15 protein-coding genes are annotated in these 15,963 nt (G+C 66.7%); 1 reads left to right on the forward strand and 14 read right to left on the reverse strand.

Features of this window, described 5'->3' with window-relative positions; translation table 11 throughout:
• Positions 1-44 precede the first annotated feature (44 nt).
• Together ACAM42_RS06870 and ACAM42_RS06875 are read right to left on the reverse strand one after the other, a co-directional pair.
• Positions 45-1,457 (reverse strand): flavin monoamine oxidase family protein, encoded by a 1,413-nt coding sequence (locus ACAM42_RS06870; protein WP_369631527.1) that lies wholly within the window; start codon positions 1,455-1,457, stop codon positions 45-47.
• Positions 1,458-1,508: 51 nt separating this feature from the next.
• Positions 1,509-1,865, reverse strand: a complete 357-nt coding sequence (locus ACAM42_RS06875) for a hypothetical protein (protein ID WP_369631528.1) — start codon at positions 1,863-1,865, stop codon at positions 1,509-1,511.
• 120 nt (positions 1,866-1,985) lie between these two features.
• Between ACAM42_RS06875 and ACAM42_RS06880 the strand changes: the two genes are divergently transcribed.
• Positions 1,986-2,165: a hypothetical protein gene (locus tag ACAM42_RS06880; RefSeq protein ID WP_369632838.1), complete on the forward strand. Its 180-nt coding sequence runs from the start codon at positions 1,986-1,988 to the stop codon at positions 2,163-2,165.
• Between the two features lie 518 nt (positions 2,166-2,683).
• Here the strand turns inward: ACAM42_RS06880 and ACAM42_RS06885 are convergent.
• From ACAM42_RS06885 to ACAM42_RS06940, 12 genes are all read right to left on the reverse strand, one after another.
• Positions 2,684-3,226 carry a TetR/AcrR family transcriptional regulator gene (locus ACAM42_RS06885; protein ID WP_369631529.1) on the reverse strand — a complete coding sequence of 181 codons (543 nt, stop codon included), beginning with the start codon at positions 3,224-3,226 and terminating at the stop codon, positions 2,684-2,686.
• Positions 3,227-3,970: 744 nt separating this feature from the next.
• Positions 3,971-5,218: a 1-deoxy-D-xylulose-5-phosphate reductoisomerase gene (gene ispC / locus ACAM42_RS06890; RefSeq protein ID WP_369631530.1), complete on the reverse strand. Its 1,248-nt coding sequence runs from the start codon at positions 5,216-5,218 to the stop codon at positions 3,971-3,973.
• A gap of 10 nt (positions 5,219-5,228) precedes the next feature.
• Entirely contained in the window at positions 5,229-6,527 is a 1,299-nt protein-coding gene (gene ispG / locus ACAM42_RS06895) for a flavodoxin-dependent (E)-4-hydroxy-3-methylbut-2-enyl-diphosphate synthase (RefSeq protein ID WP_369631531.1), read from the reverse strand.
• Positions 6,524-7,462 carry a 4-hydroxy-3-methylbut-2-enyl diphosphate reductase gene (gene ispH, locus ACAM42_RS06900; protein ID WP_369630440.1) on the reverse strand — a complete coding sequence of 313 codons (939 nt, stop codon included), beginning with the start codon at positions 7,460-7,462 and terminating at the stop codon, positions 6,524-6,526. The genes ispG and ispH overlap by 4 nt, the downstream gene beginning before the upstream one ends.
• A gap of 33 nt (positions 7,463-7,495) precedes the next feature.
• Complete coding sequence (locus ACAM42_RS06905; protein ID WP_369632736.1) at positions 7,496-8,368, reverse strand: polyprenyl synthetase family protein; 873 nt, start codon at positions 8,366-8,368, stop codon at positions 7,496-7,498.
• 73 nt (positions 8,369-8,441) lie between these two features.
• Positions 8,442-9,566, reverse strand: coding sequence for a Rieske 2Fe-2S domain-containing protein (locus ACAM42_RS06910; RefSeq protein WP_369631532.1), 1,125 nt, complete (start codon positions 9,564-9,566; stop codon positions 8,442-8,444).
• Entirely contained in the window at positions 9,563-10,690 is a 1,128-nt protein-coding gene (locus ACAM42_RS06915; RefSeq protein WP_369631533.1) for a hypothetical protein, read from the reverse strand. The genes ACAM42_RS06910 and ACAM42_RS06915 overlap by 4 nt, the downstream gene beginning before the upstream one ends.
• Before the next feature lie 10 nt (positions 10,691-10,700).
• Positions 10,701-11,768: a terpene synthase family protein gene (locus ACAM42_RS06920; protein WP_369631534.1), complete on the reverse strand. Its 1,068-nt coding sequence runs from the start codon at positions 11,766-11,768 to the stop codon at positions 10,701-10,703.
• A 58-nt stretch (positions 11,769-11,826) separates the two neighbouring features.
• Complete coding sequence (locus ACAM42_RS06925; protein WP_369631535.1) at positions 11,827-12,906, reverse strand: methyltransferase type 12; 1,080 nt, start codon at positions 12,904-12,906, stop codon at positions 11,827-11,829.
• Between the two features lie 8 nt (positions 12,907-12,914).
• A complete protein-coding gene (locus tag ACAM42_RS06930; protein WP_369631536.1) occupies positions 12,915-14,006 on the reverse strand; it encodes an aromatic ring-hydroxylating dioxygenase subunit alpha in 1,092 nt (363 codons plus the stop codon).
• A gap of 51 nt (positions 14,007-14,057) precedes the next feature.
• A complete protein-coding gene (locus ACAM42_RS06935) occupies positions 14,058-14,981 on the reverse strand; it encodes a cyclopropane-fatty-acyl-phospholipid synthase family protein (protein WP_369631537.1) in 924 nt (307 codons plus the stop codon).
• A 27-nt stretch (positions 14,982-15,008) separates the two neighbouring features.
• Entirely contained in the window at positions 15,009-15,950 is a 942-nt protein-coding gene (locus tag ACAM42_RS06940; protein WP_369631538.1) for a cyclopropane-fatty-acyl-phospholipid synthase family protein, read from the reverse strand.
• Positions 15,951-15,963: the final 13 nt, after the last annotated feature.

Here is a 15,963-nt window from a genome sequence, read left to right on the forward strand (position 1 = left end):
AGATGCGCTTAAGGCGCGCCCAGGCGCAAAGTGGATCACTTCACTCAAGCGAAGTAGGCCATGACCTCATCGGCCGCTCGCTCGCCGGATTGAATAGCGCCGTCCATGTAGCCTGTCCAACGCGTCGCGCTTTCAGTGCCGGCCCAGTGGATCCGACCGCAAGGAGCCCGCAACGCGGGACCGAAGGTCGTTAGCGTGCCTGGCGCCATGATCCCGACGTATCCGCCCAAGCTCCATGGATCGGAGATCCAGTCCTTATCGACATAACCGATCGGTGAAGCCGCTTGTGCGCCGAAATAGCGCTGTAAGGATTGCACTGCCGCGTCGCGGCGCACTTCCTGGGTGGCAGCCGCCAGGGTGCGACTGTGCCCAGCTTCGAAGAAGCCGACTAGAAAGCCGTGCCGACTACCGGGTGGCGTAGCGTCTGCGATGGGCCCGAAAGGTCCTTGGGTGCTGATCACCTCCCCGGACAAGCCTTGCTCTCGCCAGAATGGGCGGTCATAGGCCACCAACGCCTTGATCACAGAGCCCATCGGCATACGGGAATGCAACTGCATGCGAGCCGGTGACAACAGCGATCCGAAATCGATGCGTGCAGCCACCGGAGGGGCGGCGGAGACGATGAGCCGGGCGGCATTCACCTCGCCTCCAGCATACCGGACCATGACGCCAGACGCGGTCTGCTCGACCGCACGTACGGGCGCGTCGAGAGTCAGAACGCCTGCCGGCAGCCTTTGTGCGATCCGCTCCGAGATCTGGAATGCTCCGCCACGAACCCGCAACTTCTGCGCACCATCGCCGCGCGCTTCCACTTGAGTCTCAATATCTCCTGCGGCTGAGACGAAGCTGAGGAGGCTAAGCAGCGACACTTCGTGCGGATCAGAGGTGTAGAGGGCGTGCATGATGATCTTTATCATGCTGCGTCCGTCGCGGGTCCACAGGGTTTTCTGCATCCATTGGTCCACAGTCATCCGGTCCCAGCGCATGGCATTGGCAGCTTTCCATGGCGCGGCCGGATCGATGCTCTTCGCCGCCTGGTTGAGACTGTGCATTGCCCAAGCGGAATCCAACAAGCCTCGTAGCGACATTCGTGGGATCGTACCGCCGTAGCTGCGTACCTTTTTACCGAGTTCCATCAAACGTTTGCCCTCGATGTACTGCGGAATGAGGTTGAGACCGAGCTCTTTGCACAAGTCAACGACGCGGGTTTGGGTCGGACCGATCCACTGACCACCGAGATCTACAGCTTCGCCGCAGAGCTCCCCCCCCATCGTTCGGCCGCCCACCCGGTCCCGCGCTTCCAGCAAGCGCACGCTACGACCGCGTTCGCTCAGCAGTTGTGCTGCGCGAAGCCCCGCTATCCCCGCACCAATGATGCAGACGTCGACCTGCTCAGTTCCTGAAGTGAATTTGGAGAGCGACGAAGCATTTGCGCTCGAAAGACCGTTTGTAAGCATTGATAGTCCATGTTTTATATACGCGTAAACAATATTAAGCCAAAAGTCGATCTAGTTGCAAGTCTTGAGATTTTCGGAGGAGGTGAAGAACTGAGAGGTGAGAGGGGGCTCGGGGTAGAGCGAGCGGCATTGCAATGCGGCTTTTGCAAGACGGCGCATCATTCGCTTACATAGCGCTGCCTGCGCGTGCGCCATGGTGCGGTTGTAGCCCTGCGAGAGTCCAGCCGGGCCGTAGCACGCGGCGGCAGCTAGGGCCAGCGCGGTCAGCAGCAGGGGCCAGCCCACACCAGGCCCCGGGCACGGCGGTGGGCGTGTCGAAGCGCAGTCCAGCAGCGCTATCCGCGCGGCCACGTTCTGCGTCAGCGGGAACGCATCGTCGGCATAGCCGAGGTTGATGGGGCGCGGCATGCAGCGTCATGAGGTTCGAGCCATCCGGCCGGCACTTCACCACCGAAGCGCAGTAGCGCCGTGGGAAAGCTGGTGTCTAGCACGTTGGCGCCGAACGGCAGGCCCTGTCCGCCCTGGCCTGTGAACACGGTGAACGAGGTTAATGCAGCCGCGATGACGCACCAGCATCCGCTGCGCGGCATGGATGCGCTAATGGATCACCAGGAGGCGGTGGACGCCTGCGTGGCGCAGTTGCTGCGCCCGCTGATCGATGAGCAGCCGTCGGTGGCGTTCCATGACCTGATGACGACCCGCGCGTAAGGCCGCACACGCCGAATTCCAGGGCCCGGCCTTCCTACACTGTCTTGGCGGATACACGATGCAATGACAGCGGCGTGCTTCAAAGCGAGAAGGCACGGGGTTCGCTGCGCGTTCCCAGCAACGCAGCCACATACCCTGGTTGCACTTCGTGAATCCCGGCGCTTGGCGAGGCCCCGCCTGGGTACCCCATGGCCTTCATGATGGCCGCGATACCGCGCCCATGACCGAGGCCGTGTCTGGCAACCACGTTCTTCTGCTCCCAAGAATATTTAGGCTTCGGTCGTGCTTAGCTTTTTGGAAAATCGAGCTGCTACTCGTACTCCCAGTCCAAGCCTTTCAATGCATTCTTGGGCGCGTATCCCAATTGGAGAATGGTCGCTCTGACGCGCTTGCCGAGTTCGATATAGAGCTCGATCGCTCGAATCCTATCCTCGTGTGAATACATGAACTACCTACTGGTAGTCCAATTTTTCGTCCGCTTCCCCCGGTGGCTCAGTTTTACTTTGGCGCGGGCAGTTCTAGGCCAATGTTCGAAGCTCGAGCACGGCCCGTTTGAGCGGACCACTGTCATCCATGATCTGGAGCCAGATCACCCCTCCATAGACCTTCGCGATCGAATCGGCAGCTAAGCGCTTGGCTTCGGCCTTGCCGTGTCGCGGGGTAAGCAATTTCGCGATGAGGTCCTGCCAAGTGCGATAAAAATTCTCAACAATTTCCCGCGCCCGACCACTCTCGTTAACGACATCCGGCCATAGCTGAATGAACGCACAGTTGCGATGTTTCAGGTAGTAGGCAAGCACTGCATCGAACATCGCCTCAAAGCGCTCTTTCTCACTGTGCTCTGAATCGCGCGCCGGTCCAAAGACTTCTTTTTCAAAAATATCGGCGATGTACTGCACGCCGCTGATCAGCAGGTGCTCCTTATCTGGGAAATGGTGATAGATGCTCCCCTTAAGCAATCCCGCTTCTTGAGCAATGTCTGTCATCGACGTTCGTTTGTAGCCTTTGGTGCGAAACAAGGCCAGTGCGATCTCAATCAAGCGGGAGGAATCGGTTTTCATTCGGAAAGCTCTGATTGCACTAGTGTGGAGCGGAATACGCCTCTGAGGCAGGAAGTAAACGTCACAATATGTCAAAAAAGAGGGAGGCCAGCGAAAAGGGCGCCCGTCGTAGAGTCCCTATCAGCACACGTTAGGCTGAATTGCGCTATCGATTCAGCCTGTAAAGCTCAGATTTCGAACGTGTTGGGCATTTTTCGATATCGAGCGCATGAAGTTGAACCCCTCATTCGTTGCGCTTCAAGTTTCTGATGGTTACGAATTTTCAGGACAAGTAGAATTGCAGCCCAGTCTTCCACGATCACTGGCCGCTAAGAAGAGGGCGTCAGGTTCAATCCGGTTGTCCTGGATGGCCCGTTCGATGGACGGAGAAAGCGCACAACTAGACTGGAGAAGCTCTAGTCGGCGACGGACCTTGGCGATCATGGGCAATAAGGGGCAATGGAGGCTGCGGGGATCTTGTACTAGCCAAGGCTGCTTCAGCGCTGGACGAGCCTGCGTACTGTCGCAACCAGATTTATAGGCATCCCTTGCCGGCGCCAGACCGTACTAGACGAAGATCCATTCGTCCGGCTTTGCCTCAGTACGCGCGCGGAAACCTCGGGACGGCAAGCGAGTGGTGATATCCAGCGCAAGGAATGAGCGGCACCAAGACCTATTCGCTGCCAGGGTGACCAGCGCGTCGCGCGCCGTGCGTGAAACCCCACCGCCGATGGCGCTGGCCGTGGCGGCCAAATGGCTGTCGCGCTACAGCCGCGCGCCTGTGCCTTCGTCCAAGGTGACCGACTCGGAAAGCGGGACAGCCGGCGATGGAGACCGCGACGCCGCACGCTGGATCGCCTGACCCGCCAGCACGCGCGCATGCGCATCCGCCGCGAGGATGTCGTCGATGTTTTCGTGCGCGGACGCAGGCGCGTGCTGGAGGCAGTCTTCCACCACGTGCGCGATGTCGGTGTAGCGCAGGCGCCCGTTCAGGAACGCATCGACCGCCACTTCGTTCGCCGCATTGAGCGTCACGCTGGCCGCGCACCCCTCGCGCAGCACCTCCAGCGCCAGGCGCAGGCAGGGAAAGCGCTTCAGCTCGGGCGCGGCGAAGCTCAGGTGGGCGAGCTGCAGGAAGTCCAGCGGCGCCACGCCCGAGTCGATGCGCTCGGGCCAGGCCAGCGCGTGCGCGATCGGCGTGCGCATGTCGGGGCGGCCCAGCTGCGCCAGCACCGACTGGTCGGCATAGGCCACCATCGAATGGATCACGCTTTGCGGGTGGATCACCACCTCGATGCACTCGGGCGGCATCGCGAACAGCCAGCGGGCCTCGATGGTCTCGAGGCCCTTGTTCATCATCGTCGCGGAGTCGACCGAGATCTTGCGGCCCATGCGCCAGGTGGGATGCGCGCAGGCTTCGTCGGGCGTCACCCGGTCCAGCGCCTCGAGCGGCCGATGCAGGAACGGCCCGCCGGACGCGGTGAGCACGATCCGCTCGACACCCACACCGCCGGCCGGCGCGCCCGCCAGGCACTGGAAGATCGCGTTGTGCTCGCTGTCCAGCGGCAGCAGTGTGGCGCCGTGCGCGGCCACCGCGCGCATGAACAGCGCGCCGGACATCACGAGCGCCTCCTTGTTCGCCAGCAGGATCTTCTTGCCCGCGCGCGCCGCCGCCAATGACGACAGCAACCCCGCCGCGCCGACGATGGCCGCCACCACCGTGTCGCAGCCCGCCGACTGCGCGACCTCGCACAGCGCCTGCGGGCCGTGCATGACCTCGGTGCGCAGGCCGGCCGCGCGCAGCCGAGCCTGCAACTGCATGGCGCCTGGCGCATCGCCGACCACCGCGACTTCGGGGCGGAAGGCGACGCAGTGCGTGAAGAGCTTGTCGAGGTTGCGGTGCGCCGTCAGCGCATGCACCGTGAAGCGGTCGGGGTGGCGCGCCACGAGGTCGAGCGTGCTGTCGCCGATCGACCCGGTGGCACCGAGCAGGGTGAGGCGTTGCGTGGCCATGGCGGTGCCTTCAGACGGCAGCGATCGGCACGACGCGCTCGCGCGACGACGGCTTCATCCACGCACCCAGCCGCTCGCTCGCCTCGGCGTCGGCGCCGTAGCGCGCGGCCACGTAGGTCTCGACCAGCCGCGTGAAGTCGTCGGCGATGTGCTCGCCCTTGAGCGTCAGCGCGCGTTCGCCGTCGATGTACACCGGCGCCACCGGCTGCTCGCCCGAGCCCGGCAACGAGATGCCCAGATGCGCCAGCCGGCTCTCGCCGGGGCCGTTGACCACGCAGCCCATCACGGCCACGTGCATGTCTTCCACGCCCGGAAAGCGCACGCGCCAGGCCGGCGCCTGCGCGTGCAGCCAGCCTTCGATCTGGCTGGCCAGCGACTGGAAGAAGGTGCTCGTGGTGCGCCCGCAGCCGGGGCAGGCCGTCACGCTGGGCGTGAAGGCGCGCAGGCCCATCGACTGCAGGATCTGCTGCGCCACCAGCACCTCGCGCGCGCGGTCGCCGTTCGGCTCGGGCGTGAGCGACACGCGGATCGTGTCGCCGATGCCCTGCTGCAGCAGCACGCCCATCGCGGTGGCCGAGGCCACGATGCCCTTGGAGCCCATGCCCGCTTCGGTCAGGCCCAGGTGCAGCGGGTAGTCGCAGCGCGCGGCGAGTTCGCGGTACACGGCGATCAGGTCCTGCCCCTGGCTCACCTTGGCCGACAGCACGATGCGATCGGGCGGCAGGCCGACGTCTTCGGCGCGCGCGGCGTTCTCCAGCGCCGAGACGATGAGCGCCTGGCGCATCACCTCGTCGGCCGGCTGCGGCTGCGCCGCCTGCGCGTTCGCGTCCATCAGGCGCGCCAGCAGCGCGGGGTCGAGGCTGCCCCAGTTCACGCCGATGCGCACCGGCTTGCCGTGGCGGCAGGCGATCTCGATGAGCTGGCAGAACTGCGCGTCGCGCTTGTCGCCCCGCCCGACGTTGCCGGGGTTGATGCGGTACTTGGCCAGCGCCTGCGCGCAGTCGGGGTACTGCGCGAGCAGGCGGTGGCCGTTGAAGTGGAAGTCGCCCACCAGCGGCACGTGCACCTGCTGGCGCGCGAGCGCGTCGCGGATCGGTGCGACCTGCGCGGCGGCCTCTTCGTTGTTGACCGTGAGGCGCACCAGCTCGGCCCCCGCGCGCGCGAGCGCCGCCACCTGCGCCACGGTGGCGGCCGCGTCGGCGGTGTCGGTGTTGGTCATGGCCTGCACGGCCACGGGCGCGTCGCCGCCGATGCGCACGGTGCCGACGCGCACCTGCCGCGAGAGGCGGCGTGCGACGGGCGGTTTCATGGCACGGCCACTTCCGTTGCGAGTTCCGCCGGCAGCCGGAACACCACGTGCTCCTCGCGCCCGGGCAGCGTCAGCAGTTCCACCTCGGCCAGGCGGCGCAGCGCGGCGACCACGTCCTGCACCATGGTCTCGGGCGCCGACGCACCGGCGGTGACGCCCACCGCGCCGGCGTCGCGCACCCAGTCGGGCTTGAGCTCGCTGCCCTGCGCAATGAGGTAGCTGCGCACGCCGGCCTGCGCTGCGATCTCGCGCAGGCGCTGCGAGTTGGAGCTGTTCTGCGCGCCGACCACCAGCACCACGTCGACCTGCTGGCTCAGTTCGCGCACGGCCGTCTGCCGGTTCTGCGTGGCGTAGCAGATGTCGCGCGTGTCGGGCCCGACGATCTGCGGAAAGCGCCGCTGCAGCGCGTCGATGATGCCGCGCGTGTCGTCCACGGACAGCGTGGTCTGTGTGATGTAGGCCAGCGGCGTGTCGGCATCGAGCACCAGCGCGTCCACGTCGGCCTCGGTCTGCACCAGCGTGACCGGCGCCGGAATCTGCCCGAGCGTGCCCGTCACCTCGGGGTGCCCGGCGTGGCCGATGAGGATCAGCGCATAGCCCTTGGCGGCGTAGCGGCGCCCCTGCTCGTGCACCTTGGTGACCAGCGGGCAGGTGGCGTCGATCGCGCGCAGGCCGCGCGCGCGGGCCTCGACCTCCACCGCGTGGCTCACGCCATGCGCGCTGAAGATTGCCACCGCGTCCGCGGGCACTTCGGCCAGTTCCTCGACGAACACGGCGCCCTGGGCCTTCAGGTCGTCGACGACGTGCTTGTTGTGGACGATCTCGTGGCGCACGTAGATGGGCGTGCCGTGGCGCCGCAGTGCGTGTTCTACCGTGTCGATGGCCCGCACGACGCCGGCGCAGAAGCCTCGGGGCTGGGCAAGGATGACGCGCATGGTGCTTCCCCTCGGGGTGATTGGATGGAGGTGTCAGTTCGCGCGATGGACCACGAGGTCGGCCAGCTGTCCGAGCCGGTCCGCCCGCGCCCCGAAGGGCGCGAGCGCCGCATGGGCGCGCGCGTTCAGTTCGCCGGCCAGTGCGCGCGAGGCCGGCAGGCCGAGCATCGACACGCAGGTGGGCTTGTCGTCGTACGCATCCTTGCCGGCGGTCTTGCCCAGCGTGGCCGTGTCGGCGGTCGCGTCGAGGATGTCGTCGACCACCTGAAAGGCCAGGCCGATGGCGTTGCTGTAGTCGTCGAGCGCGCGGTACAGCGCGGCGTTGGCCGGCGTGTCGGCCAGGCCGCACAGCGCGCCCATGCGCACGGCCGCACGGATCAGCGCGCCGGTCTTCATGCGGTGCATCTGTTCGAGCGCCGGCTGGCTCAGCGACCGGCCCGCGCTTTGCAGGTCGATGGCCTGGCCGCCCACGAGGTGGCGAGAGCCGGCGGCCTGCGCCAGCTCGCGCACCAGCGCGATGCGACGCTCGGCCGGCAGCGGCAGTTCGCTCAGCGTGAAGAAGGCCTGCGCCTGCAGCGCGTCGCCCACGAGGATCGCGGTGGCTTCGTCGTAGGCCACATGCACGGTGGGCTTGCCGCGGCGCAGGTCGTCGTCGTCCATCGCGGGCAGGTCGTCGTGCACGAGCGAGTAGACGTGGACCATCTCGATGGCGGCGCCCGTGGCGTCGAGCGCGTCGGGTGGTGCGTCCACGAGGGCGCCCGCCGCCTGGCACAGCAGCGGGCGGATGCGCTTGCCGCCGCCGAGCGCGGCGTAGCGCAGCGCTTCGTGCAGGTGCGTGGGCAGGGTGTCGGCCGGCGGCAGGCCGGCGGCGAGTGCGTGCTCGGTGCGGTGGACCGCGTCGTGCATCCAGGTGTCGAAGGGGGCGGCGGGCCCGCCCTGCGGCACCGGGGCCTCGCGGACGTCGTACGGCAGCAGGGCGTCAAGGGGCATGGTGGTCTCCCGCATGCAGTGCGCCGGGGTCGTCCACCAGGCCGCCCGGATAGAACCGGGACGCCCAGCGCCGGTGGACGATGAGGGTCTTGTCGCCCGCGGTCAGCCGGGGATGCCTGACGAAACTCTTGGCATTCCATATCGGAAAGTCCGGCTCGATGAACCACCGCATCCATCGGCTGGCGATCGGCGTGAGCACGGCGTAGATCGCGCGCCTCAGCATGCGGGGCGCGCGGCCAAGCCGCACGATGCGCAGCCGGTCCGCGATCGCCAGCTTCCATTTCAGCGGTGCGATCTGCGTGAAGAAGACCTGCGTCTGCAGCCGCACGCCCAGGTCGGGCATCTCGAACGAGCCCATCACATAGCCGACGCCGTAGTTCATGAATTCGCCACGGATGTGCAGCCCTTTCCAGCGGGCCGATAGCGAGATCTCGAACCTGCAGTCCTCCGCCCGGTGAGACATGGTCATGTCCGAGAGCCCGTGGAGCCAGCCGAAATGAACCATGTCGGCGCCGTTCTCCACCGCATCGTGCGCGTAGCCGTCCAGCGTCTTGCGGATGTAGCAGGCGGAAGAAAAATCGCCGAGGTCGTGATGCGACACGTCCCACTGGGGAGGGCGCCCCGCATGGTCGACCCACACCAGGACGGCGCCGTCGATTTCCCGGACGTGGCGCGCGGTCAGCGCGGCGCGCGGCGGCCGCTCGCCATGCCCGGTGCGCACGCAGCCGCCGTCCGGCCCGTAGGCCAGCCCGTGCAGCGGACACACCAGGTTCTCGCCGTCGACCTTGCCGCCGTGGCCCAGGTGCGCGCCCAGGTGCGGGCAGTACGGCTCGACGACGCGGGCGAGCCCGGCGTGCGTGCGGTACAGGACGAGTTCCTGCCCCATGAACGGCACCGTCAGCACCTGCCCGCGCGCGAGCTCGCTGGAGAAGCACCCCAGGAACCAGCCCTCGGCATAGGGCAGCGGGCGGCGTGTTTCGCCCACGATGCTGCGAAATTGCTGCAGGCCGATGGTGTGCGCGGCCGGACCGCAGCTTGCCGTGAGGGGCGGCGCGAGATGGCCCGCTTCCTGGAAAGCCGCATCGATCACGCGCGGCATCGTGGGCGGGTTCATGGGAGTGCTCCCGCACGGGCGCGTTCACCCTGGCCTGCGACGTGCAGGGCCGGCGTGCCCCGGCGGGCTTCCTGCGCCGCGGGGTCGTGCGTCCACCACCAGGCGATGCACGGGATGGCGGAGGCGGTGGACGGCGATGCCGCCTTCGACGGTGTTGCGCCCTCCGGCCCGACTTCGTCGGGCACGCCGTCCTGGACGTAGCGCTCGGAGCCGTGGCACCAGTCGAACGTCGCCCTGACGATGCGGCCCAGGCTTTGCACATGGCGTTGCAGCGCGGGCGAGGTGCCGGCGGCGATGAGCTCGCCGCGCAGGCTCAGGAAGAGCTGCATGATCTCCATGTACATGGCGACGGCCCGTGCAGCCGCCGCTGTGGGCATGCACCGGGATTCGTGCTGGATCACGCTGATCAGGTTGTGCCCCCCTTGCTCGCGCGCCACCTCCTTCTCGTACGACACGATGTCGGCGCTCCAGGTGGCCAGCGTGAGCGCCATTTCCGCGAGCGCCCTGACGCGGCGATCCTCCAGGAGGTCGGTGGGCACGGCATAGCCTTCGGCGATCGCGGCCAGCGTGGGAAAGGCCAGGCCGCCCCCGCTGTACAGGCGCAGCAGCCCGTACTGGTTCAGCGAAGGGACATGGCCCGACGCCACGTTGCCCGCCTTCCAGACCTCGGCAAAGAACCATCCCCGCATGGCGGCCAGCCACTGGGCCATCTGGTCGGCGGTGGCGTGCGCCTCCAGGCGGCGGCGGATGTCGCACATGGCGGCGGCATAGCGGTCGTCGACCTGCGCGCTGTCTTCCGGCGTCTCGATCGCCCGGTGGATCATCGCCAGCACGCCGGCCAGTCGGCCGGGTTGCCGGCTCAGCGGACCTTCGTCGCAGTACTCGTCGTCGAACGAGACGTTCCAGATGAAGAAGTCCGAGAGGATCTGCAGGGTCTGCGGCGTGGCGTCGGGCACGATGCGGGCCGCGAGTTCGCCGCAGCCGGAGCGGGCCATGCGGTCGCGTTCGGTGTCGTTCAGGCACAGGGAGAAGCGCCGCATCCAGGCGACCGACTGCGCATCCGCTTGCGCCGCCCCGGGATGAATGGCGCTGGGAATGGGGCACTCGAAATACGGCAGCTTCATGGCGCGGTCTCTACGACACGTAGACAGAGCCGACCGGTGCCTGTTGCGGGGCGCCCGCGCCCTCCATCTTGTCGGTGCCCGCCAGGCTCACATCCACATGCCGCATGGGCAGCCCGTTCCAGATGTGTCCGTGTCCGCCGTAGCGCGGCGATTCGATGTGCCACTGCAGCGTGCCCACCACCATCAGGAGGTAGGTGTCCAGGTACAGGTGCAGGCGCGCGCCCAGCGGGTGATTGGCATAGCGCTCGTGCAGCCGGGCGATCAGGCCGGCCAGCTCCGCGTACATCTCTTCCATCATTTCGCAGACGGCGCTGATGGCCTGCTGCGCATCGAGGCCGCGGGTGTTGCGCATGATGAGGACCGAGCTCAGCGTGTCTTCGGTGGAGTAGTACTCGACGGCATACGAGTACACGTCGTTCGTGAACGCGCAGTGCCAGCTGACGAGGTCCACCGCGCGCTTCATGTCGGGGTCTTCGATCAGGTCGGACACGTCGATGTCCAGCACGTATTCCATGGCGGCGATGTAAGGCTGCATGCCGCTGGACATCAGGCGCACCTTGAGGAAGCTCTCCATGTCCTCGTTGGCCCAGTTGTCGCGAAATTCCTTTTCGACCTTGAGGTGGTGCATCCAGCGGGTCCACCGGCCGCGCAGGCGCTGGTACACCGCGTCGCTGGGCGCATGCTGGCGGATGGTCTGCCAGAGCCCTTCCATGACGCGCGCGTCGTGGGCGTCGGGGTCTTCGGCGATGATCTTCGCGCACTGCTCGGGGTCGCTGGTCGTCAGGTCGTCGCACTGGAAGATCAGCGTCAGGATGCTCGCGTGGTGCGCGACCCGCTCCGGAATGCCGTCCGGAAACACGCTGGCGTCGTAGAGCGAATCCATGCGCTCGATGGCGCCGTGCAGGCTGCCCGGCTCCGGCTTGCCGTAGTTCTCGTACAGCCATTGCGCATGCAGCCGCTTGATGTAGGGGTAGCTCGTGTTGATGCGCGGCCGGATGGCTTTCAACATTTCGGGGATCACGAATTTCGGGGGCGGCTCCAGCGTCGCGGGCGTGGTGCTTTCGAGAACGGCATTCATGCATCTGCTCCTGTGGAATGGATTGAAGTGCGGGGTGGTGTCGGTGCGTGGCGAGGGGTCATGCGGCACGCGCGTCGGCCGCCGCGATGTCGTCCAGCGTCGGAGCCGCCGCGATGGTCACTTCGCCGGAAACGAAGCGCTCCTCCGAGAGGTGGTAGCGCCGCGTGATGACGCACCACTCCGCGTTGCCGGAACTGATGTATTCCAGCTCGCGCACATAGGCGCGCACGTCGGGGCGCTGCCCAAGGGGGCCGGCGAGCACCGCGTCGCGCGACCGGATCAACGCCTGCTCGTTGCGCGCGCAAAGATCGGCCAGGCGGTAGACCGCCTGCTGCAGGTCCAGGCCTTCCTCGCGCATCAGCACCCACATGGCGTTGAGCGAGTCCTGGGCCGGCACCTCCTTGCGGAAGGAGAAGAAGTCGTTCACCAGGATCACGGCGTCCATGGCCGCGGTGCGCACCGCCCGCAGCGACGCGTCTTCGGCCAGCGCGTCGGTCATGTCCACGTCCAGGGCGTACTCGGTCAGCATGGTCAGGTACTCGCCGAACGCGTTGTCGCGGCGCAGGTCCATGTAGCCTTGCAGCGTCAATGTGCCCATCTGGTAAGCCAGCGGATCGGCCATGCGCACCAGCTGGCTGCGGATGCCGGCCTTCATGCGTTCCCAGACGCGGGGCTTTTGCGCCAGTTGCGCCTTGATGGGGGGCAGGGTGTCGAACAGAAGCCGAGGCAACGGGGCGTCGTCGGGCGGCCGGATGCCTTCCAGTGCGTCGAGGTAACGATGCAGCAGTGCGTCGCGGGGGCGCTGGTCGGCGCTCAACTCCAGCGGCGTGAAGGCATCGTCCATCAAGGTCCCCGCATTCATCATGCGCATGACGGAATAGATGCGGTCCGCTTTCGCGTGCGGGTAGCACAGGCCGCCGTAGGCCGGCACGCGCTGCCCGATGTAGGCGGCGGTGGCCTTCTCGCTGCGAAAGTGCGCCAGCACATAGGGCCGGTCGTCGACTGCCAACTGCGCCTCGATGGCGTCGTTCCGGGGATGCCAGATGGGCTTGAGCACGAGGCCGGGGTCGGGCAGGTGCACCTTGCTGCCGAGTTTGGGCATCTTGATCGCGGCTTGAAGCGGTGTGGGGGTGGCCATGATTCACCTCATTCGACGCGGGAGCGGGCAGTGGCAGCAAGACGGTCGGGCTGCCTGCCTTCCGCAGGCGCAGCGAAAACCTTCAGAGGAGAGACCTGGTCCGCGGACGCCGCCGGGTAGAACTGCGCGGCCCAGCGCCGGTAAGCCATGATGGGGCCGTCGCCCGGCACCAGCCTGGGTTCCGGGTCGAAGCATTTCGTGTCCCAGACCTGGCGGTCTTTCATGTTTTCCCGATGGAACCAGTACTGGAAGGCCACGCGGAGCAAGCCATAGATCGGGGCGCTCAACAGCTTCGGCCAACGCTCCAGCCACGCCAGCCTGAACACGTGGCGAACCCGGAACACCCACTTCAGCGGCGCGATCGGCGTGAACATGGTTTGCGTGTAGGCCCGCAAGCCCAGGCCGGGGAACTGGAGCATGACCGAGTTGCACCCCAGGCCCAGCCATGCGGCCTGGAATTGGAACAGCTGGTTGCCGACCTTTTGCTTGAAGTCGCACTCCATTCGCGGGCCCTCCGTGCGCAGCGGGCCCTGTTCGACATCCTTGAATCCGTGGATCTGCCAGAAGTGCGTCAGGTCGGCGAGGTTTTCCGCCACGTCCTGGACGTAGCCGCCCAGCTCGAAGCTGCCGGTGATCGGATGGACGAAGCCTGCGAGGTCGACCTCCGGGAGCACCCAGTCGGGCTGGCGCCCCTCGCTGTCATGCCACACGAAGACCGCACCGTTCCACTCGTGCACCTGCCAGCAGCTGAGCATGGGGGCGCGAATCGGCCGCTCGCCGTCGGGCCGCACGCAGCGGCCGTCGGGCGCGTACTTCAATTTGTGAAACGGGCAGACCAGGTTCTCTTCGTCGACCTTGCCGCCGTGCCCGAGATGCGCTCCCAGGTGCGGGCAGTACGGACTGACCGCCTTGATCGCACCAGACTGCGTCCGATAGACCACCAGCTCGCCCCCCATGAACGGGAGCGTGTGGACGGTGCCGTTCCTGATCTCGTCGCTGAAGCAGACGGCGAACCAGCCGTTGGGGTACGGCAAGGGGCGTCGCGTCAGGCCGGCGGGGGGCGCCGGGGGCATCGGCGTCTCTGCACGCATCTGATTCATGGCTTGTCCTCGTGGGGAGTGGGCGTGGCGGCATGGAACTGACCCAAAGGGTCAGGTCCGCCGCGCAATGAAGCTGAACGACGACGCCTTGTCCTTGGCCAGCGCGTCCGAGAAACTCACGGCGATGTCGCGCAGCTCGGTGAACGTGGCGGTCTTGCTGGTCGGGTGGTGCGCGTCCAGGTTGTCCTTGACCAGCCCGTACCAGCGGATCACCTCCGCGTTCGACGGCAGCACGCGCTGGTCGAGCACCGCGAAGCCGTGGCGCTCGAGCACCTGCTTCACGCCGTCGGGTGTCTTGCGGTAGCCCGACGCGGCGCGGTCGACCTTGTCGGGGATGTGCGACTTGTAGGTCGCCAGGTCCACCTTGTAGAGGCTCTCCGAAATGATCACCGTGCCGCCCGTGCGCATGCGCGCCGACAGGGAGGCCATGGCCTGCTCCAGCACCTCGGGCGTGAAGTGGATCAGGCTGCCGCGCAGGATGGCCAGGTCGTAGGGCACCTGCGGCTCGGGCAGCTCGCCGATGTCCTTGGCGTTGCACTGGTACAGCCGCACGCGGTCGGCCAGGCCTTCGTGCGCGATGAGTTCGCGCGCGCACTCCAGCTGCGGCCGGCTCACGTTCACGCCGTCGATGCGCGCGCACTGCGGGTAGCGCTGCGCGATGAACTTCAGCACCGGGCCCCAGCCGCAGCCGATGTCGATCGCGCGGCGCACGGTGGCCGGCGAGAGGTCGGCGCCGGCCTGCTCGGCCAGTTCGAACTGGTGCTCCATGTGGCGCCGCCCGGAGGCGTCGAGCGGGAGGTCGTGCGGGTCCATCTTCTCGTCGAACACGCCGTACTGGTACCAGAGCTCGTTGCCGATCGCCTTGCGCCACTGGTCGGGCGTGTCGGCATAGACCTGCTCGATCTTGTCCTGGTAGTGGTCGAGGCTGCGGCTGTGGATGACGTCGATGCCGACGGCTTGCGCGGATGCTTGCATGGTGTGGGCGCTCCTTGTGGGGGAAATTCAGACACGTCGCGCGATGACGCTGTAGGTCGAGAACTTGTCCTTGATCAGCGCGACCGAGAGGCTGACCGCCATCACGCGCAGCTCCTCCAGCGGCGGCGGGATGGTGTCCGGCGTGAAGTTCTTCTCGATGTTTTCCTTCACGTCGGTGAACCAGCGCGCCACATCGATGTTGCGCGGGAGCACGCGCATGTCTTCGACGATGAAGCCGCTCTCCTCGAGCACGCGGCGGAAGTAGGCCGGCGTCTTGCGGTGCTTGCAGGCGAGGCGATCGACCTCGTCCTCGATGTCGGAGCGGTAGTTGTCCAGCGGGATGTTGTAGAGGTTGTCGGAGATGACGACCTTGGCCCCCGGGCGCATGCGCGCGGCGACCTGCTTCATCGAGCGTTCGTACAGGTCGTTGGGAAAGTGCGAGATGACGCCGCGGATCGTCACCAGGTCGTAGGGTGTGTCGGGGTTGGGCAGCAGGGCGACGTCCTGCGCATCGCACAGGTACAGGTTCACGCGGTCGCTCAGGTGCTGCTGGGCGTGGTAGCGGGCGCAGTGCGCGAGCTGCGTCTCGCTGATGTTGATGCCGTCGAGCTGGCGGCACTGCGGAAAGTGCTCCGCGAGGTAGCGCAGGCCGAAGCCCCAGCCGCAGCCCACGTCGAGGATGCGGCGGATGGGGAAGGGCGGGGGCTGGTCCAGGCCCGCGATTTCCATCTGCTGGTCGAAGTAGCGCAGGCCCGATTCGTTGAGCGAGATCGGCGGCACCGAGCGCGGGTCGTCGTAGACGCCGAACTGGAACATCAGGTCCTCGCCGATGGCCTTGCGCCAGTCCTCGGGGTCGTCCTGGTAGGTGTACTCGACCTTGGCGTGGTACGGGTTGGCCTCGGCACCCCGGATCACTTGAAGCGAAGGCGGGGCGGGCGCGTCGATGCGGCGTGCGGTGGCTGTGCTCATCGGGTTCTCCTGT

The organism is Variovorax sp. V35, from assembly GCF_041154465.1.
In the GTDB taxonomy this organism is placed as follows: Bacteria; Pseudomonadota; Gammaproteobacteria; order Burkholderiales; family Burkholderiaceae_C; genus Variovorax; species Variovorax boronicumulans.